This is a genomic window from Streptomyces antarcticus (genome assembly GCF_026627255.1).
GTDB lineage: Bacteria > Actinomycetota > Actinomycetes > Streptomycetales > Streptomycetaceae > Streptomyces > Streptomyces antarcticus.
The window spans coordinates 284,835-304,188 of the sequence record NZ_JAPNLM010000006.1 but is presented as its reverse complement, the minus strand read 5'-3'; the positions used below and the strand labels follow the sequence as shown (position 1 = coordinate 304,188).

Here is a 19,354-nt window from a genome sequence, read left to right as displayed (position 1 = left end):
ACCAGGGCGCGGACACCGGGCCGCAGGCGGGTGCGGGGCCCGGCGCGCCGGGAGCATGGGGGTGTGGAGTCCCCGACCGGAAAGCGAGCCGCCATGTCCGCCGTACAGAGATCCGCCACCCGTCCGGCAGCGACCGGCGTACGGCCGCCCGCCGAGGTCTCCACCGCCTGGGCCCTGTGGCTCACGGCGGTCGCGGCCGGCGCCTTCGAGACCGCCCTCATGATCGCCCGGGCTCCGGGGGAAGAGGCCGGCGTCGGCCTGGCCGTGCGCCTCACCGTGTTCACCGTGGCCGTCCTGACCGCCTTCCGGATGCGCTCGGGCGCCCGCTGGGCCCGGATCGCCCTGGCCGCCGGCCTCGGGGTCCTCGGCACGGCCTCCCTGGTCGTGGAACCGCTCGGGTACCTCCTGGACGGCGGTTCGCTTCCGGCGGCCCTGTCGGGGGCGGACGCGCTGGACCTCGTATTCGGCGCGAGCCGGACGGTCCACCTGGCCGCCGTCCTGACGGCGGTGGCCCTGATGTTCCGTCCGGCGGCGAACGCGTACTTCCGCGGGCGGCCGTAGGGGGTGTCGCCGCGGGCGCTCACGCCACCCAGTGCGGGCGGTCCACCGCCGGGGTGAGCGGGATCCCGTCGTGGAAGGCGCTCGCGAGACGGCGTACGCCCTCGTCCAGGCGGTCGGCGGGGAGCGTGTACGGGATGCGCAGCCGGTGCTCGAAGGTGCCCGGGTCCACGCCGAAGCGGGCACCCCGCCCGATGTGGACCCCGGCGGCGGCGGCCCGCTCGGAGAGGGCGGAGCTGACCGGTTCGCCGAGGTCGACCCAGAGCGAGAGCCCGCCCGGCTGCGGCTGCCAGGACCACTCAGGGGTGTGCCGCTGGAGCGACCGCACCAGCGCCTCGCGCTGGATCCGCAGCTGCGCCAGGCGGGCGGGCAGGGACCGGTCCAGGCCGGCGATCAGCGGAAGCGCGAGAAGCTGGTCGAGGACCGAGCAGGTCATGTCGGCCGCGACCTTGACGGCGGTCAGCTCGGTGACCATCTTCGCGGTGGCCCGGATCCAGCCCGCCCGCAGCCCGCCCCAGTGCGTCTTGCTGAGCGAGCCGATGGTGATCACGTGGTCGGCGCCGCCGCGCGGGGCGAGCGAGGCGAACGGCGGGGGCGCGGGAACGTCCAGGGCGATGTCGGCGATGGTCTCGTCCACCACCAGCCAGGTTCCGGTGGCCCGGGTGGCCGCGAGCAGCCGCAGCCGCTGCTCCGGGGGCATCAGGGCGCCCGTCGGGTTCTGGAAGTCGGGGATCGTGTAGGCCAGCCGGGGCACGGTCTGGCGCAGGGTGGACTCGGCGATCTCCATGTCCCAGCCCGCGTCCGAGACGGCGATGGAGCCGGTGCGCAGGCGCGCGTGGCGCAGGGCGTCGAGGGCGTTGGCGTACGTCGGGCTCTCGGTCAGGACCCGGTCCCCGGGCCGGCAGAGCAGGCTGACGACCAGCGAGAAGGCCTGCTGCGCCCCGGCGGTGACCAGGATCTGCTCGGGCCGGGTGGGCAGTCCGCGCCGGGTGAACCGCTCGGCGACCGCCGCCCGCAGGTCGGGCAGGCCGAACGGGTGGTAGCCGGGGGTGCGGGCCAGGGCCGGGAGCCGGGGCGCGGCCCAGGCCAGTGCGTCGGTGAGGGCGTCCTCCGGGGCGCCCATGGCGGCGATGGCCAGGTCGATCCCGGGGTCGTCGCCGGCGCCCTGGCCGCCCGCTCCGAGGAGGGCGTGGGCGCCGACCGGGGCGTGGCCGTCGGGGAGCTCGGTCCAGGTGCCGGAGCCGCGCCGGCTGCGGACGTAGCCGCTCTCGCGCAGCAGGTCGTAGGCGCCGGTGACGGTGGCCCGGCTGGCGCCGACCGCTTCGGCCAGCTCGCGTTCGGCGGGGAGCCGTACGTGCAGGGCGACGCGGCCGTCGAGGACGAGGGTGCGCAGGGCGTCGGCGAGGGCCCGGTAGCCGGGGCGGGCCAGGACCTCGGCCGGCAGCAGGGCCGCCAGCTGGCGGCTGCCGATGATTCTGTCCGCGGTGTGGACCACTCGGCCGTATCCCATGCCAACCTCCCCCGATTGGCTCTGCCGTCCAGGCCAATCCGGGACCAGACTCGCCTCATTGGTCCCCGATTGGCAAGGAGAAGCCGAAATGCTGACCGACCGTGACGAGCGCGCCCTGCTTGCCGCCGGCGAGAACCGGATCTCCGAGCCGCTGCGCGTGGGGGCCGCGCTGGCCGCCGTACGCCGCGCTCTGGCCGGGCCGGGGGCGCGGGCACGCACGGGGCACGCCGGGCGCGGTGGGCGGCGGGGCGCTGCGGCCGAGGAGCGAGAATCGGTGCCATGTCATCGCACCCCTCACCCCACACCTGGTCCGGCCCCGGCTCCGGCTCCGGCTCCGGCTCCGGCTCCGGCTCCGGCTCCGGCTCCGGCTCCGGCTCCAAGCCCGGCCCCGGCCCCGGCCCCGAGCCCGACTCCGGCTCCGAGCCCGACTCCGGCTCACCGGTGATCGCGGGCCTGCTGCTCGCTGCCGGCGGCGGCCGCCGACTCGGCGGCCGGCCCAAGGCCCTGCTCCCTTACCGCGGCCGCCCGCTGGTCGAGAACGCCGTACGGGTGCTGCGCGAGGCGGGCTGCGGCCCGGTGCACGTGGTGCTCGGCGCCTCGGCGGCCGAGGTCCGCGAGCGGGCGGACCTGTCCGGCTGCGCGGTCGTGGACAACCCGGGCTGGGCTCAGGGCATGGGCTCCTCGCTGCGCGCCGGGCTCGCCTCCCTGGCCGGTACGGGGGCCGCCGCGGCCCTGGTCTCGCTGGTGGACCAGCCCGGTATCGGGCCCGCGGCCGTGGCCCGGGTCCTCGCGGCCTACCGCTCCCCCGCGAGTCTGGCGGCGGCGGCGTACGACGGCGAGCGCGGCCACCCCGTGCTGTTCGGCGCGGACCGGTGGGCGGACATCGCGGCGACGGCGACGGGCGACAAGGGCGCGCGGGTGCATCTGGCGGAACACGCGGACGATCTCGTCCTGGTGGAGTGCGCGGACATCGCGGAGGCCTTCGACATCGACACGCCCCCCGACCTGGCACGTCTTCTCTGAGCAGGGTGTGACTGCGATGGCACTGAGGGCCACCGGGAAGCGGAATCTGTCGACTCAGAGAATCTCGACATCAACAAACCATTGAACTTCCACCATGAGGAAATTACTATCCACTGGTCAGAAGCGCCCTGAACCCACATACGGCGCCCGCGACCGTACTCCGGAACTCTCCACACCCGACGGCACTGCGTGCCGTCTCGCGCGAGCATTCCCCCGCGGCCGCCAGGCACCGCCGCTGAAGGAGTGACAGATATGTCCGCACCAGCGCCGTCTCCGCTGGCCATCGTCGACGCCGAGCCCCTGCCCCGGCAGGACGAGGTCCTCACCGACGCGGCCCTCGCCTTCGTGGCCGAGCTCCACCGGCGGTTCGCCCCCCGCCGCGCCGAGCTCCTCGCCCTCCGCGGCGAGCGCCGCGCCGAGATCGCCCGGACCTCCACCCTCGACTTCCTCGCCGACACCGCACAGGTCCGCGAGAGTGACTGGAAGGTGGCGCCGGCCCCGGCCGCGCTGAACGACCGCCGCGTGGAGATCACCGGTCCGACGGACCGCAAGATGACCATCAACGCCCTGAACTCGGGCGCCAGGGTCTGGCTCGCCGACTTCGAGGACGCCTCCGCCCCCACCTGGGAGAACGTCGTCCTCGGCCAGCTCAACCTGATCGACGCCTACGAGCGCCGCATCGACTTCACGGACCCGCGCACCGGCAAGGCGTACGCCCTGAAGCCCGCCGACCAGCTCGCGACCGTCGTGATGCGTCCGCGCGGATGGCACCTCCAGGAGCGCCACCTGCAGTTCGAGGGCGCAGCCGCGTCGGGCTCGCTCGTCGACTTCGGCCTGTACTTCTTCCACAACGCGCAGCGCCTGATCGACCTCGGCAAGGGCCCGTACTTCTACCTGCCGAAGACGGAGTCCCACCTGGAGGCCCGCCTCTGGAACGAGATCTTCGTCTTCGCGCAGGACTACGTGGGCATCCCGCAGGGCACCGTCCGCGCCACCGTCCTCATCGAGACGATCACCGCCGCGTACGAGATGGAGGAGATCCTCTACGAGCTGCGCGACCACGCGGCGGGCCTGAACGCGGGCCGCTGGGACTACCTCTTCTCCATCGTGAAGAACTTCCGTGACGGCGGGGAGAAGTTCGTCCTGCCGGACCGCAACGCGGTGACGATGACCGCCCCGTTCATGCGGGCGTACACCGAACTCCTCGTGCGCACCTGCCACAAGCGCGGCGCCCACGCCATCGGCGGCATGGCGGCCTTCATCCCGTCCCGCAAGGACGCCGAGGCCAACAAGCTCGCCTTCGACAAGGTCAAGGCCGACAAGGACCGCGAGGCGGGCGACGGCTTCGACGGCTCCTGGGTCGCCCACCCCGACCTGGTCCCGATCGCCATGGCCTCCTTCGACGCGGTGCTCGGCGAGAAGCCGAACCAGAAGGACCGCCTGCGCGAGGACGTCTCGGTGGCTCCGGGCGAGCTCATCGCGATCGACTCCCTGGACGCCCGGCCCACGTACGACGGACTGCGCAACGCCGTCCAGGTCGGCATCCGCTACATCGAGGCCTGGCTGCGCGGTCTCGGCGCCGTCGGCATCTTCGGCCTGATGGAGGACGCCGCCACCGCGGAGATCTCCCGCTCGCAGATCTGGCAGTGGATCAACGCCGGCGTCGTCTTCGAGAACGGCAAGACCGCCACGGCGGAGCTGACCCGGGAGATCGCGACCGCCGAACTGGCCGCCATCCGCGCCGAGGTCGGCGAGGAGGCCTTCACCACGGGCAAGTGGCAGCAGGCCCACGACCTCCTCCTCCAGGTCTCCCTGGACGCGGACTACGCGGACTTCCTCACCCTCCCCGCCTACGACCAGCTGGTCGGCTGAGCAACCGGTTTCGGCTGAACGCACAGCGGCCGAACCCGGTCGGCTCCGCCCCCGTCGCCTCACGGCACGGGGGCGGAGCCGTTTCCATGCCCTATGACCGGCCCGGAACGACCGGCCGGTCCCGAACGACCGGTCGGTCGTTACATCATCGTAATCTGCGGCTACCTAGCGGTAACAAGGCGCGGCGTGTCACCTTTCCGGTTGCCACCGGCCGGCGGTTTCCCCCACTTCCCCAGCCATGCAGCGGAGTTGTTCGCGGCTTCGCCATGGCCGACCGCAGGAGTTCCGCAGTGATCGGATTCCGCAACGTCAGCAAGGCCCGGGCCGGCAGTCGTGTGCGACGACTCGCCGGGGCCGGGATGGTCCTGCCGCTCGCCGTAGGCGCCCTGATGGCCGGCGGGGCCGGACCCTCGGCCGCCAGCCCCGGAAACGGGCCCACCGCCGTGGTGTCCATGGGCGACAGTTACATCTCCGGCGAGGCGGGCCGCTGGAAGGGCAACAGTCTCACCAACAGCGGGAGCAGGCTCGGCACGGACCGGGCCTGGGTCAGCGACAGCACCTACGACCCGGGCAAGGTGTACGGAACCACGGAGGGCGGCTGCCACCGCTCCGACTCGGCCGAGGTGCGCAGCGCCGGCCCGATCGCCGACGTCGCCGTCAACCTGGCCTGTTCCGGGGCCACTTCGCAGAACGTCTTCCGCGCCTCCAACGGCGGCGTCGCCTTCAAGGGCGAGGCCCCGCAGGCCGACCGGCTGGCCGCCGTGGCCGCGGGCAACGACGTCAGGATCATCGCCCTGTCCATCGGCGGCAACGACCTGGGCTTCGCCGACATCATCAAGAGCTGTGCGTACGACTTCATCATCTGGAACTCCTACTGCCACGACGACCAGCAGTACGGGGTGGACCAGAAGATCGACCAGGTCATGGCGAACGTCGGCAAGTCCGTCGACGAGGTGCGGGCCGTGATGCGGGCGGCCGGGTACGCCGACGCCTCGTACCGCATCGTCCTGCAGTCCTACCCGTCCCCGATTCCGCGCGGCGCCGAGAACCGGTACACGCAGAGCGACTGGAGCCGGCTGAACACCGGCGGCTGCCCGTTCTGGAACCGGGACTCCGACTGGGCGAGGGACTCGCTCGTGCCGCAGATCGCGAACCGCGTCAAGGGGGTGGCCGCGGCGAAGGGCGTGCAGTTCCTCGACCTGCGGGACATGCTCCAGGGGCGCGAGGTGTGCGCCAAGGCCAGCAGGCTGGTGACGACGGCCGCACCGGCCTCGGCGAAGACCAGCGAATGGGCGCGGTGGATCGACAGCAGCGAGACGCAGGGGCTGGTCCAGGAGTCGATGCACCCGAACCACTTCGGGCAGCTGGCCGCGGGGCGCTGCCTGGCCCTGGTCGTCGCCCAGCCGGCCTCCGGCGGGTACGGCTGCAAGAACACCGCCGGAGCGGACCAGACGGGCATGTACCTCGTCCCGGCCCCGTAGGCCGGACGGGCCCGTTCCCGGGCCGTACTCGATGATCAGCTCCGGCGCCGCCGGGGCGCAGCCGGTGACAGGGCGTCCGGACACGGCGGTGCGCACGCCACACCCGCAGTGGGTGGCGTGCGCACCGCCGTACGGTCCGGCCGGCGCCCCTCGGGCCGGCCGGGCCGGGCACGGGGCCCCTCCGGTCAGTGCACCGGCACCGGTTCCGGAGCGGCGGTCTGGGCCTCCCCCTTCTTGGCACCGAGGTGGTTGAAGGCCAGGTTCAGCAGGATGGCCACCACGCAGCCGGTGCTGATGCCCGAGTCGAGGACGACCAGGAGGTCGTTGGGGAAGGCGTGGTAGAACTCGGGCGCTGCGATCGGGATCAGGCCGATGCCCACCGAAGCGGCGACGATCAGCGCGTTCTCGCCCTTCTCCATGGCCGCGCCCGCCAGGGTCTGGATGCCGCTGGCCGCGACCGACCCGAACAGGACGATGCCCGCGCCGCCGAGGACCGGCAGGGGTACCAGAGCGATGACCGAGGCGGCCATCGGACACAGGCCGAGCAGGATCAGGATGCCGCCGCCGGCGGCGACGACGAACCGGCTGCGCACCTTCGTCATGGCGACGAGTCCGATGTTCTGGGCGAAGGCGCTGCACATGAAGCCGTTGAACAGCGGGCTGATCGCGCTGCCGAGGGTGTCGGCGCGCAGGCCTCCCTCGATCGTCCTGGCGTCCGCCGGACGGCCGACGATCTTGCCCAGTGCCAGGATGTCGGCGGTGGACTCGGTCATGCAGACGAGCATGACGATGCACATCGAGATGATGGCGGCGACCTGGAACTGCGGGGCGCCGAAGTGGAACGGCGTCGGGAAGCCCACGATCGACGCGTTCTTGATCGCGTCGAAGCTGGTCATGTCCAGCGGTATCGCGATGAGCGTGCCCGCGACCAGGCCGAGCAGGATGGCGATCTGCTGGAGGAAGCCGCGCAGGAACTTGCGCATCAGCAGGACGATCACGAGGGTCGCGGCGGCCATGCCGATGTTCTTCATCGAGCCGTAGTCGGTGGCGGTGCTGTTGCCGCCCTGCGACCAGTTGAAGGCCACCGGCAGGAGCGAGACGCCGATCAGGGTGATGACCGTTCCCGTCACGACCGGCGGGAAGAAGCGCACGAGTTTGCCGAAGTAGGGGGCGGCGAAGAAGCCGAGGATCCCGGCGACGATGATCGCGCCGAAGATGATGGGGATGGCGTTGTCCCCCTCCCCCTTGCCGATCGCGATCATCGGGGTCACACCGGCGAAGGAGACGCCGTTGACGAAGGGGAGCTTCGCGCCGATCTTCCAGAACCCGAGGGTCTGGAGGAGGGTGGCGAGGCCTGCGGTGAACAGCGAGGCGCCCATCAGGAAGGCGGTCTCGGTGGCGGAGAGACCGACGGCGGGACCGACGATCATGGGCGGGGCGACGACACCTGCGTACATGGCGGCCACGTGCTGGAGACCGCTCGTGAACATTTTCAGCGGAGGCAAGGTCTCGTCGACCGGGTGCTTCTCCTCCGGTATTGCGACTGCGTCTTTGCGAAACCTGGGCGTTGCGGCCACGGCTTCCTCCGGTCGGGTAACACGTCGGCAGGGACGTGGGTGTCATGGAGGTGGTGCGGAAGCGGTGCGAGTCGAGCTGTTCAGTTGTGGTTGCTGTTCATCGAGTTGCTTGTCCCAAGGGGTGCGGAAACGATTCGCCCAAACCGGTTCCACGAGGTGGTTCCATGCGGTGGTGCTGCGCGAAGGAGCCGGCTGTGCCGTGGCAGTGGCGCGGTGGGTGTCCGTGCGGTGCGCATGGCACGAGTCACCGCCCCCGGGGGCGCCTTCGGATGTCCCGAGGCGCCTCCGGGGAACGGCTGCCGCGGACCCCGCTCGGGTCCGCGGCCGCCGGCCGGGGGCCGTCCCCCCCGGCCGGACTCCGGGGATCAGGCCTGCGCGGAGATGCGCGCGAGGCGCTGGGCCTCTTCCCGCGTGGACGCGGCGATGGCGTCCTCGTCGGCGAAGAGGAGTCGGTTGTTCTCGACGATCTGCTTGCCGTTGACCAGCGAGAGGGTGACCGGCGCGGCCGCGCCGAAGACGAGCGCGGTGACCGGGTCGGCGATGGAGGAGTGGGCCAGGGTGCTCAGGTTCCACATCACCAGGTCGGCGCACTTGCCGGCCTCGAGCGAGCCGATGTTGTCGGCGCGGCCGAGTACCTGGGCGCCGCCGTACGTGCCGAGGCGCAGGGCCTGGCGGGCGTTGAGCGCCCGCTCGCGGTGCACCGGGTTGAGGCGGTTGATGAGGAGCGCGTTGCGCAGCTCGGTGTGCAGCTCGCCGGACTCGTTGGAGGCGGTGCCGTCCACGCCGAGGCCGACCGGGACACCGGCGGCGAGCATGTCCGGTACGCGGGCGATGCCGGCGGCCAGACGGGCGTTGGAGGACGGGCAGTGCGCGACACCGGTCTTGGTGCGGGCGAACGCGGCGATGTCGGAGTCGTTCATGTGGACGCTGTGCGCCATCCACACGTCCTCGCCGAGCCAGCCGGTCGACTCGAAGTAGTCGGTCGGGCCCATGCCGAACAGTTCCTTGCAGAACTGCTCCTCCTCGACGGTCTCGCTGCCGTGGGTGTGCATGCGCACACCGAGGCGGCGGGCCAGCTCGGCGCCCTGCTTCAGCAGCTCGGTGGAGACCGAGAACGGCGAGCACGGGGCGACGGCGACCTGCGTCATCGCGTCGAAGGAGTAGTCGTGGTGCCTCTTGACGGTCGCCTCGGTGTCGGCGAGCGCGCCCTCGAGGGTCTCGACCGCGTGGTCCGGCGGCAGGCCGCCGTCCTTCTCGCTGCGGTCCATGGAGCCGCGGGCGAGCGTGAAGCGGACGCCCATCTCGGACGCGGCGCGGATGATCGAGCCGGAGAGGTCGCCGGAGCCCTTGGGGAAGACGTAGTGGTGGTCCATGGCGGTGGTGACGCCGCCCTTGGCCATCATCGCCAGGGAGCCCTGCGCGGCCGTGTACGTCATCTGCTCGTCGATGCGCGCCCACGTCGGGTACAGCGCGACGAGCCAGTTGAAGAGGTTGTGGTCGGTGGCCAGGCCACGCGTGATCCACTGGTAGAAGTGGTGGTGGGTGTTGACCAGACCCGGGGTGACGAGGTGACCCGTGCCGTCGATGCGGCGGACCACGTTGTCGAGCTTCTCGGGGGCCCTGCCCGCACCGATCGACTCGATCTTGTTGCCGGCGACGACCACGTAGCCCGAGGCGTACTCGGTGTCGTTCGCGTCGACGGTCGCAATCGCACAGTTCTCGATGACGATGCGCTCTACGGCGCTGTCAAGGGCTGCCGATGCTGCCATGGGACTTCCTCGTGCTTTCAGTGGCGGTGCGGGCACGGCAAAGCCCTGGGGATTTGAGTGCCGGAGCCGGGGGCCTTGACAGCTGACAGTACTGCCGCCCCGTGTGGTGCGTCCGGGTGCCGATTCAGGAAGTGCGAGGTGTCGCGCCCCGGGGCCACTGCGGGGCCCCGGGACACGTGTACCGCATCAGAGGTTGGTCATGTCCACGGGGATGCGGGCATCGACGCCGTCCCGGAGGACGGTGGCCTCGATCAGACCGTACGGGCGGTCCGCGGCGAAGTAGACCTCGTTGTCGTTCTTGAGGCCGAAGGGCTCCAGGTCGACGAGGAAGTGGTGCTTGTTCGGGAGCGAGAAGCGGACCTCGTCGATCTCCGAACGGTGGTTGATGATGCGCGAACCCATCTGGTACAGGGTCTGCTGCAGCGACAGGGAGTAGGTCTCCGCGAAGGCCTGCAGCATGTGCTTGCGGGTCTCGGCGTAGGACTTCTCCCAGTTGGGCATCCGCTGCTCGTCATCGGACCAGGCGAAGCGCCAGCGAGCCGAGACCTGGGTCGCCAGGATGCGGTCGTAGGCCTCCTTCAGCGTCGTGTACTTGTCCTTCACGTACCCCCAGAACTCGGAGTTCGTGGAGTTCATGACGGTCAGGTCCTTGAGACCGGATATGACCTCCCAGTTCTTGCCGTCGTACGTGATCTGGGTGACGCGGGTCTCCATGCCCTCGCGGACGAAGGAGTGGTTCACCTCGTCGGCGCCGATGAACTTGGAGTTCGCGTCCGACGTGGCGATCCGGGACCAGGAGTACTCCTCGATCCGGATGCGCGCCTTCTGGATCGGCTCCTGGCTGTTGACGAACCAGCGCGCCAGGTGGATGCCGAACTGCTCGGCGGACTCGATGCCGTACTCCTTGGCGAACGCGTACACCGTGTTCTTGGTGGTGTCCGTCGGCAGGACGTTGGCGTTCGAGCCGGAGTAGTGGACGTCGTCCATGTCGCCGGAGAGGGCGACCGAGACGTTCAGGTCCTTGATGTGGTGCGTGTCGCCGTCCCGCGTGATCTTGACGACGCGGTTCTCTGCTTTGCCGTACTGGTTCTGGCCGAGAATCGTGGCCATGACTAGCTCCCTCGGTAAACGGAGTAGCCGAACGGGTTGAGCAGCAGCGGTACGTGATAGTGCTCGCCCGGGTTCACCGCGAAGGTGATCGTTACCTCGGGGAAGAACGCACCGCTGTCCCTTACGCGGGGGGCGTCCTGCTGCGCCTCGGCTTGCTTCTTTGCACTGTGCTTATTCAAGAAGTACGTCTCGGTCTCGAAGTCGAGACGTACGTGGGTGGTGCCCTCCGGCAGGGCCGGCAGGTCCTTGCAGCGCCCGTCCGCATCGGTGGCGGAGCCGCCCAGGGCCGCCCACGCGCCGTCGAGTCCCGTACGGGCCGACAGCGAGATGGCGACGCCCTCGGCGGGCTTGCCGATGCTGGTGTCCAGGATGTGCGTGGACACCGACGCGGTGGTCTCGGTGCTCATCGTCGGGTCACTCTCCTTCTGCGAGTCGGGTCAGGCGGATCTTGTTGATCTTGACGAGCTCGCCCCGGGCGGTTTCCCGCTCCTGCTCCGGCGAGTTGTCGATCCGGACCCTGACCGCGTCCCGCATGAACTCGCCGGTCGCACCGGTGGCGCAGATGAGGAAGACGTGGCCGAACTTCTCCTGGTACGCCAGGTTCAGCTCGAGGAGCTCGTTCTTCAGCTCCTCGGAGGCACCGGCCATGCCGCGCTGCTCGCGGGCGGAGGTCGGGTCTCCCGGCTTCGGCCGGCCGATCGGCGCGTGGCCTCCCATGGCCTCGCCCAGGTCTTCGGCGGTGAGCTCCGCCATGGCGGACTCGTTGGCCGAGAACAGGGACTCGACGGTGGTGAAGGGGCGCTGGGCGAGGAGTTTGCCGCCCCACGCCGAACTGGCGCAGACCTCGTGCAGCTCGGCCGCGGCCGCGCTGTCGTCCAAGGCGTTGAACCGGGTGAGACCCGGGGTCGGACTCGAAGTCACGGTAGGCCTCCGTGGCCTGTTGTTGCATTGACGGGCTGCGCATAGCTAACGCGCTCGACAACACCGCGTCAACACTTTGTTGAAACTTCCCGTACACAAAAGCCGCCGCCCGGATGAATAGGGCGGCGGCTCGTCACGGCGGGTCAGGAGGCGTTCACTCCTGGCTGTTCTTGCCGGGCCCCTTCGAAAGGGCGGCGTCCCTGTTCAGGTAGTTGTAGACCGTGAAACGGCTGACGCCCAGGGCGCCCGCGACCGTCTCCACACCGTGCCGCACGGAGAAGGCGCCCCGCGCCTCCAGTATCCGTACGACGTCCTGCTTGGCCTTCCGGTCCAGCTGGGACAACGGTACGCCGTGCCGGCGCTCCAGCGCGGCCAGGATGTGGTCCAGCGAGTCCGAGAGCTGCGGCAGGCGCACGGCCAGCAGGTCCCGGCCCTCCCAGGAGAGGACGACGTCGTCGGGCTGGGCCAGGGACGGATCCATCAGCTCGCCGCCCATCGCGTCCACCAGCGGCTTGACCGCGGCGACGAACGGGTGGTCGCGGGGCTCGGTCACGGCGTGTCCTCCCCGATCACGTTCACCTGGAGCGACACGCGCGTGGCTCCGGCCCCCAGCGAGCCGCGCAGCAGCGCGGCCACCGCTTCGAGGACCTCGGCGGCCTCCCCTTCGGCGGTGTTGCCGAAGGGGCCGACATCCACCGCGTCCAGCTGGGCCTTCTGGATGACCTCGCGAGCGGCCACGGCATGGGCGGGGGCCTCTTCGAGATCGAAGGGCTCGGTCGTGAACTCCACTCTCAATCGCACGCGGTCAAGCTACCCCGCGGTCGTGATTTTTCGGCAGCCCGCACTTGACATCGGCGCGGAAGCCCATGCAGTCTTCCATCAAGCAGAAACTAACTTCCGCAATACGGAAGGAGCGCACACCCCTCATGGGATACACGGACCAGCGCTTCGATGTAAACCTTTCGATCCTCTTCACGGAACTCCCGCTCCTGGAGCGTCCCGCGGCTGCCGCCGCGGCCGGCTTCACGGCGGTCGAGCTGTGGTGGCCCTGGATCGAGACCCCCACACCCGCCCAGGCGGAGCTCGACGCCCTCAAGAAGGCTCTTGAGGACGCCGGCACCCAGCTGGTGGGACTGAACTTCTACGCCGGCCGGCTGCCGGGCCCGGACCGCGGTGCGGTCTCGGTCCCCGGTGCGGAGTCGGAGCGCTTCAACGCCAACATCAACGTGGCGGCGGACTTCGCCGCCTCGGTCGGCTGCAAGGCGCTGAACGCCCTGTACGGCAACCGCGCCGAAGGCGTGGACCCGGCCGTTCAGGACGAGCTCGCCCTGAAGAACCTGGTCGTGGCTGCCCGGGCCGCGGACCGCGTCGGCGCGATCCTCCTGATCGAGACCCTCAACAAGCCCGAGTCGCCGCTCTACCCCCTGGTGAGCGCCCCGGCCGGCGTCGAGGTCGTGGACAAGGTCAACGAGGCCACCGGCCTCGGGAACGCCAAGTTCCTGCTCGACCTGTACCACCTGGCGATGAACGATGAGGACCTCTCCGAGGTCATCGAAAAGTACGCCGCCAAGACCGGGCACGTCCAGATCGCGGACAAGCCGGGACGCGGTGCCCCCGGCACCGGCGAGCTGCCCCTCGAGGAGCTGCTCGACCAGCTGAAGAAGGCCGGATACGAGGGCTACGTAGGCCTGGAATACAAGGCCGCCGACGCCACCGCCTCCTTCGCGTGGCTGCCGGCCGAGGCCCGCGCCGCGAAGTAGCGGACAAAGTCCGGGCGATCAGCCAGGCACGTCACGAACTTTTCGTACAAAGCATTAAGAGAAGGACCCTCATCATGAGCACCCTCCCCAAGATTGCCTGGATCGGTCTCGGAATCATGGGCTCCCCCATGGCCGAGAACCTCCTGAAGGCCGGCTACTCCGTCACCGGCTTCACGCTGGAGCAGGACAAGCTGGAGCGCCTCGCCGCCGCCGGCGGCAGCGCCGCGGGCTCGATCGCCGAGGCCGTCAAGGACGCCGACGTCATCATCACGATGGTGCCCGCCTCCCCGCAGGTCGAGGCCATCTCGTACGGCGAGAACGGCATCCTCGAGAACGCCAGGTCCGGCGCGCTGGTCATCGACATGTCGTCGATCACCCCGCAAACCTCGGTCGACCTCGCCAAGAACGCCGCCGAGAAGGGCATCCGCGTCATCGACGCCCCGGTGTCCGGCGGCGAGGCCGGCGCCATCGAGGCCGTACTGTCGATCATGGTGGGCGGCGAGCAGGCCGACTTCGACGAGGCCCTGCCGGTCCTCGAGGCCCTCGGCAAGACCATCGTGCTCTGTGGCCCGCACGGCTCCGGCCAGACGGTGAAGGCCGCCAACCAGCTCATCGTCGCGGTGAACATCCAGGCGTGCGCCGAGGCCGTCGTCTTCCTCGAGAAGTCCGGCGTGAACCTCCAGGCCGCCCTGGACGTCCTCAACGGCGGTCTGGCCGGCTCGACGGTCCTGACCCGCAAGAAGGACAACTTCCTGAACCGCGACTTCAAGCCCGGTTTCCGGATCGACCTGCACCACAAGGACATGGGCATCGTCACCGACGCCGCCCGCAACGTCGGTGCCGCGCTCCCCGTCGGCGCGGTCGTCGCCCAGCTGGTCGCCTCGCTGCGCGCCCAGGGTGACGGCGGCCTGGACCACTCGGCCCTGCTGCGCGCCGTCGAGCGCCTCTCCGGCTCGCAGGTCTGACGGCCGGCCCGCTCCGCCGGGCCGCCCCCCTCCCCTCACGGGGACCTGAGTTTCCGGATGGTGCCGGTGCTGACACCTGTCCTGTCGCGCCCAAGTGCCGGCACCGTCCGGATTTCCTCTCCCTCAACTTTGTTCAACAAACTGTTGACGTTTAGTTCGAGCCGAAATTAGGCTGTTCCGCATGACGGAAGACACTTTCCGTCGGAAGTTACCCGTACGGAAGGTCACCATGTCGAAGCGCACGCTGACGACCGAGTCCGGCGCCCCGGTCGCCGACAACCAGAACTCCGCCACCGCCGGCGTCGGTGGCCCGCTCCTGGTCCAGGACCAGCAGCTCCTTGAGAAGCTCGCCCGCTTCAACCGCGAGCGCATCCCGGAGCGCGTGGTCCACGCCCGCGGCTCGGCCGCGTACGGTCACTTCGAGGTGACGGACGACGTCACCGCGTACACCAGCGCCGCGTTCCTGAACACGGTCGGCAAGAAGACCGAGACCTTCCTGCGGTTCTCCACCGTGGCCGACTCGCTGGGTGGCGCGGACGCGGTCCGCGACCCGCGCGGCTTCGCGCTGAAGTTCTACACCGAAGAGGGCAACTACGACCTCGTCGGCAACAACACCCCGGTGTTCTTCATCAAGGACCCGCTCAAGTTCCCCGACTTCATCCACTCCCAGAAGCGCGACCCCTTCACGGGCAAGCAGGAGCCGGACAATGTCTGGGACTTCTGGGCGCACGCCCCCGAGGCGACGCACCAGATCACCTGGCTGATGGGTGACCGCGGCATCCCCGCGTCCTACCGCCACATGAACGGCTACGGCTCCCACACGTACCAGTGGACCAACGCCCAGGGCGAGGCCTTCTTCGTCAAGTACCACTTCAAGACGAACCAGGGCATCCGCAGCCTGTCCTCGGAGCAGGCCGCCGAACTCGTCGGCTCCGACGCGAACTCGCACCAGACCGACCTGCTCCAGGCGATCGAGCGCGGCGTGAACCCGAGCTGGACCCTCTACGTCCAGATCATGCCCGCCGCCGAGGCCGCGGACTACCGCTTCAACCCGTTCGACCTCACCAAGGTGTGGCCGCACAGCGACTACCCGCTGCAGCGCGTGGGCCGCCTGGTCCTCGACCGCAACCCGGACAACGTCTTCGCCGAGGTCGAGCAGTCCGCCTTCTCCCCGAACAACTTCGTCCCGGGCATCACCGCCTCGCCGGACAAGATGCTCCAGGGCCGCCTCTTCGCGTACGCCGACGCCCAGCGCTACCGCCTCGGTGTGAACCACACCCTGCTTCCGGTCAACGCCCCGAAGGCGGCGAAAGCCGAGAACTACGGCCGCGACGGCGTCATGGCGCTGCGCAACGGCTCGCGCCACGACAAGAACTACGAGCCCAACTCGTACCAGGGTCCGGCCGAGACCGGCCTGGCACTGGGCGCCCCGCAGGCCGTCTCCGGCTACACGGGCACCCACGAGGCTCCGGCGCACACCAAGGACGACGACTTCTTCCAGGCCGGTGAGCTCTACCGCCTGATGTCCGAGGACGCCAAGCAGCGTCTGGTGGCGAACATCGCGGGCGGCCTGTCCCAGGTCACCCTCGAGCACGTCATCGAGAAGAACCTGGCTCACTTCCACGCCGCGGACGCCGACTACGGCAAGCGCGTCGAGGAGGCCGTCCGCGCCCTGCGCGACGCCTGAGCCGAAAGCCGTACCGGGGGCCTGACGGGAGGTCAGGCCCCGGGTACCGAGCCCGACCCGCGGACCCGGATGAGGGGTGGTACGCGGCGAGGGCAGACTGCGCCAGTCCATGCGGCTGGCGCCGCGTGAGGACCGTGGCGGGCGTGCGAGCCAGTGCGGTGGTAATGGGTTCCGAGGCCCGTCTCTTGACCTGAGGGAGACGACGCCGGAGTTCTCGTCGCCGCCCGCCACGGTCCCGGCCGACCCCCTCCTCCCTCTTCCCGGTGTACGGGGCCGCGCACAGGGCCCCCGCACACCGGGGAACACGAACTCCGCCCGGCGGTGCGAACGTCCTGTCGCGCCAGCCTCGCCCCGTCGGGCGGTCACAAACCAGAGCGCCGAGTCACGGACGGTCCCGTGACCCGGCGCTTTGCCGTTCCCCGGGGGTCGCGGCCGGACGGTATCGTGGGACCTGACTGAAAGGTCAGTCAAGGGTCATAGGGTCGGAAGGTGCGCACAAGAGTGGCAGACCGCCAGGCGTCGATCTTGGAAGCAGCCGTACGCGTCATTGCCCGCACCGGGGTCAGAGGGCTGCGCGTGGAGGAACTTGCGGCCGAGGCGGGGGTCTCCACCGCCCTCATCTACTACCACTTCAAGGACCGGGCCGGTCTGGTCCGGCGCACCCTCGCCTTCATCGGCGACCGCGCCGCCGGCTACACCGACGAGGCCCTGGAGGACAGCGAGGACGCCCGCGCCGTCCTGATCCAGCTGCTGCTGGGCGAGCTCCAGGACATCCCCCGGGTACGCGAGAACAGCATCGCGTGGGGCGAGCTGCGGGCCAGCGCCATCTTCGACGGCGACCTGCGGGCGCCCTTGGCCGAATCCACCCGTTCCTGGTCCCGGGACACCGCGGAGGCCGTGGCGGACGCCCAGGCGGCCGGTCTCGCCGACCCGCGCGTCGTGCCGCTGGACGCCGCGGAGCGACTGACCGCCCTGGTGGAGGGGCTCAGCGAGCGCTGGCTGAGCGGCTCCCTGACCCTGGACCGGGCCCGCGCCCTGCTGACCGGCGCGGTGGACGCGGAACTCGGCCCGCACCCCGCCCCGGAGCCCCTGGCGCCCCGGCCCGCGTAGAACGGCGTACGGCGGTCCCACCGGACCGGCGTCCCGCGGACGACGCGGAACGACCCCCGCCCCCTCCTGACGGAGGGAACGGGGGTCGTCGTCGCGCGTACGGCGGCCAGGCGGCGGACGATCAGACCTTGAGGGCCTTGATCGCGGTCGGGGCGTGGCCCGGCTCGGTCGCCAGCTCTTCGAACTCGGTGACGTCGCTCATGTCGACCGTCTTGCTCATCGAGATGTTGGTGATGCGCTCCAGGATGGCCTCGACGACGACCGGGACCTGGAACTCCTGGGCCAGCTTCTTGGCCTGCTCGAAGGCCTCGCCCAGCTTCTCCGGGTCGGTGACGCGGATCGCCTTGACGCCCAGGCCCTCGGCGACCTTGACGTGGTCGACGCCGTAGACGCCCAGCTCAGGGGTGTTGATGTTCTCGAACTCGAGGTTGACCTCGAAGTTGATGCCCAGGCCGCCCTGCGCCTGACGGATCAGGCCCAGATAGGCGTTGTTCACGAGGACGTGGACGTACGGGACCTTGTGCTGCGCGGCGACCGCGAGCTCCTCGATCATGAACTGGAAGTCGTAGTCGCCCGAGAGCGCGACGATCGGGGTCTCCGGGTCGGCGGTGGCGGCACCGATCGCGGCCGGGATGGTCCAGCCGAGCGGGCCGGCCTGGCCGCAGTTGATCCAGTTGCGCGGCTTGTAGACGTGCAGCATCTGCGCGCCGGCGATCTGGGAGAGGCCGATGGTGGTGACGTAGCGCGTCTCCGGGCCGAAGGCCTTGTTCATCTCCTCGTACACGCGCTGCGGCTTCATCGGGATGTTCTCGAAGTGCGTGCGGCGCTGCAGGGTGGCCTTGCGCGCCTGGGCGGAGTCGGCCCAGGCGCTGAAGTCGGGCAGCTTGCCCTCGGCCTTGAGGTCCTTGGCGACCTCGATGAAGAGCTCCAGCGCGGCCTTGGCGTCGGAGGCGATGCCGAAGTCCGGGGCGAAGATCTTGCCGATCTGGGTGGGCTCGATGTCGACGTGAACGAACTTGCGGCCCTTGGTGTAGGCGTCCAGGTTGTAACCGGTGTGACGGTTGGCCCAGCGGTTGCCGATGCCGAGGACGAAGTCCGACTCCAGGAAGGTCGCGTTGCCGTAGCGGTGCGAGGTCTGGACGCCGACCATGCCCGCGCTCAGCTCGTGGTCGTCCGGGATGGTGCCCCAGCCCATGAGGGTGGAGATGACCGGGACGCCGGTCAGCTCGGCGAACTCGACCAGCAGGTCGGAGGCGTCGGCGTTGATGATGCCGCCGCCGGAGACGATCAGCGGGCGCTCGGACTCCAGCAGGAACCGGATGGCCTTCTCGGCCTGGGCGCGGGTGGCGCGCGGCTTGTAGACCGGCAGCGGCGCGTAGGTCTCCGGGTCGAACTCGATCTCGGTCAGCTGGACGTCGATCGGGAGGTCGATCAGGACCGGGCCGGGGCGGCCGGAGCGCATCAGGTGGAAGGCCTCCTGGAACACGCCCGGAACCTGGGCGGCTTCCAGGACGGTGGTGGCCTTCTTCGTGACCGGCTTGGCGATCGAGGCGATGTCGACGGCCTGGAAGTCCTCCTTGTGGAGCTTCGCGACCGGAGCCTGACCGGTGATGCACAGGATCGGGATCGAGTCCGCGATCGCGGAGTACAGGCCGGTGATCATGTCGGTGCCGGCCGGGCCCGAGGTGCCGATGCAGACACCGATGTTGCCCGCCTTGGCACGCGTGTAGCCCTCGGCCATGTGCGATGCGCCCTCGACGTGGCGGGCCAGCGTGTGCTTGACGCCGCCCACGTTCTTGAGCTCGCGGTAGAACGGGTTGATCGCAGCACCGGGCACGCCGAACGCTTGTTCGACACCCTCGAGCTTGAGGATCTCTACTGCGGCGGCGGCGGCTGTCATACGAGGCATCAGGTTCTCCTGCGGGTCTGGCGGTCAGGCTTTTCCGTAATCCGGAAGTATTGTTCTGCTATACGGAACAAGCTAAGCGGCGGCTCCGCACACGTCAAGGCG

General features: G+C 70.0%; 17 protein-coding genes. 8 read left to right on the top strand and 9 right to left on the bottom strand.

What is annotated here, in order from left to right:
• Positions 1-93 precede the first annotated feature (93 nt).
• Positions 94-561, top strand: a complete 468-nt coding sequence (locus OTB16_RS12805; protein WP_267720241.1) for a hypothetical protein — start codon at positions 94-96, stop codon at positions 559-561.
• Between the two features lie 19 nt (positions 562-580).
• Here the strand turns inward: OTB16_RS12805 and yczR are convergent, their stop codons facing one another.
• The gene (yczR, locus tag OTB16_RS12800; protein WP_267720240.1) at positions 581-2,068 is read right to left on the bottom strand and encodes a MocR-like transcription factor YczR; all 1,488 of its coding nucleotides are present in this window, start codon (positions 2,066-2,068) and stop codon (positions 581-583) included.
• Between the two features lie 441 nt (positions 2,069-2,509).
• Between yczR and OTB16_RS12795 the strand changes: the two genes are divergently transcribed.
• From OTB16_RS12795 to OTB16_RS12785, 3 genes are all read left to right on the top strand, one after another.
• Positions 2,510-3,091: a nucleotidyltransferase family protein gene (locus tag OTB16_RS12795; protein WP_267720262.1), complete on the top strand. Its 582-nt coding sequence runs from the start codon at positions 2,510-2,512 to the stop codon at positions 3,089-3,091.
• A gap of 252 nt (positions 3,092-3,343) precedes the next feature.
• A complete protein-coding gene (gene aceB / locus OTB16_RS12790) occupies positions 3,344-4,963 on the top strand; it encodes a malate synthase A (protein ID WP_267720239.1) in 1,620 nt (539 codons plus the stop codon).
• 290 nt (positions 4,964-5,253) lie between these two features.
• Positions 5,254-6,444 carry a GDSL-type esterase/lipase family protein gene (locus OTB16_RS12785; protein WP_267720238.1) on the top strand — a complete coding sequence of 397 codons (1,191 nt, stop codon included), beginning with the start codon at positions 5,254-5,256 and terminating at the stop codon, positions 6,442-6,444.
• A 185-nt stretch (positions 6,445-6,629) separates the two neighbouring features.
• On the opposite strand, the gene OTB16_RS12780 is transcribed toward OTB16_RS12785, so the two are convergent.
• The 7 genes from OTB16_RS12780 to OTB16_RS12750 form a co-directional block, all read right to left on the bottom strand.
• On the bottom strand, positions 6,630-8,021 hold the full coding sequence (locus OTB16_RS12780; RefSeq protein WP_267720237.1) for a nucleobase:cation symporter-2 family protein: 1,392 nt from the start codon (positions 8,019-8,021) through the stop codon (positions 6,630-6,632).
• Positions 8,022-8,386: 365 nt separating this feature from the next.
• A complete protein-coding gene (locus OTB16_RS12775; protein ID WP_267720236.1) occupies positions 8,387-9,790 on the bottom strand; it encodes an 8-oxoguanine deaminase in 1,404 nt (467 codons plus the stop codon).
• Between the two features lie 186 nt (positions 9,791-9,976).
• Positions 9,977-10,900, bottom strand: coding sequence for a factor-independent urate hydroxylase (pucL, locus tag OTB16_RS12770; RefSeq protein ID WP_267720235.1), 924 nt, complete (start codon positions 10,898-10,900; stop codon positions 9,977-9,979).
• Between the two features lie 2 nt (positions 10,901-10,902).
• Positions 10,903-11,307: a hydroxyisourate hydrolase gene (gene uraH / locus OTB16_RS12765; protein WP_267720234.1), complete on the bottom strand. Its 405-nt coding sequence runs from the start codon at positions 11,305-11,307 to the stop codon at positions 10,903-10,905.
• Positions 11,308-11,314: 7 nt separating this feature from the next.
• Positions 11,315-11,821 (bottom strand): 2-oxo-4-hydroxy-4-carboxy-5-ureidoimidazoline decarboxylase, encoded by a 507-nt coding sequence (gene uraD / locus OTB16_RS12760; RefSeq protein ID WP_267720233.1) that lies wholly within the window; start codon positions 11,819-11,821, stop codon positions 11,315-11,317.
• 154 nt (positions 11,822-11,975) lie between these two features.
• Positions 11,976-12,374, bottom strand: coding sequence for a helix-turn-helix domain-containing protein (locus tag OTB16_RS12755; protein ID WP_267720232.1), 399 nt, complete (start codon positions 12,372-12,374; stop codon positions 11,976-11,978).
• Positions 12,371-12,622, bottom strand: coding sequence for a hypothetical protein (locus OTB16_RS12750; protein WP_267720231.1), 252 nt, complete (start codon positions 12,620-12,622; stop codon positions 12,371-12,373). The genes OTB16_RS12755 and OTB16_RS12750 overlap by 4 nt, the downstream gene beginning before the upstream one ends.
• Before the next feature lie 125 nt (positions 12,623-12,747).
• On the opposite strand from OTB16_RS12750, the gene OTB16_RS12745 reads away from it, so the two are divergent.
• From OTB16_RS12745 to OTB16_RS12730, 4 genes are all read left to right on the top strand, one after another.
• Complete coding sequence (locus tag OTB16_RS12745; protein ID WP_267720230.1) at positions 12,748-13,581, top strand: TIM barrel protein; 834 nt, start codon at positions 12,748-12,750, stop codon at positions 13,579-13,581.
• A 74-nt stretch (positions 13,582-13,655) separates the two neighbouring features.
• Positions 13,656-14,546, top strand: coding sequence for a 2-hydroxy-3-oxopropionate reductase (locus OTB16_RS12740; RefSeq protein ID WP_267720229.1), 891 nt, complete (start codon positions 13,656-13,658; stop codon positions 14,544-14,546).
• Between the two features lie 229 nt (positions 14,547-14,775).
• A complete protein-coding gene (locus tag OTB16_RS12735; RefSeq protein ID WP_267720228.1) occupies positions 14,776-16,233 on the top strand; it encodes a catalase in 1,458 nt (485 codons plus the stop codon).
• A gap of 501 nt (positions 16,234-16,734) precedes the next feature.
• Positions 16,735-17,343, top strand: a complete 609-nt coding sequence (locus OTB16_RS12730; protein ID WP_267720227.1) for a TetR/AcrR family transcriptional regulator — start codon at positions 16,735-16,737, stop codon at positions 17,341-17,343.
• Positions 17,344-17,464: 121 nt separating this feature from the next.
• Here OTB16_RS12730 and gcl read toward each other — a convergent pair whose 3' ends face one another.
• Positions 17,465-19,252 carry a glyoxylate carboligase gene (gene gcl / locus OTB16_RS12725; RefSeq protein WP_267720226.1) on the bottom strand — a complete coding sequence of 596 codons (1,788 nt, stop codon included), beginning with the start codon at positions 19,250-19,252 and terminating at the stop codon, positions 17,465-17,467.
• Between the last annotated feature and the right edge of the window lie 102 nt (positions 19,253-19,354).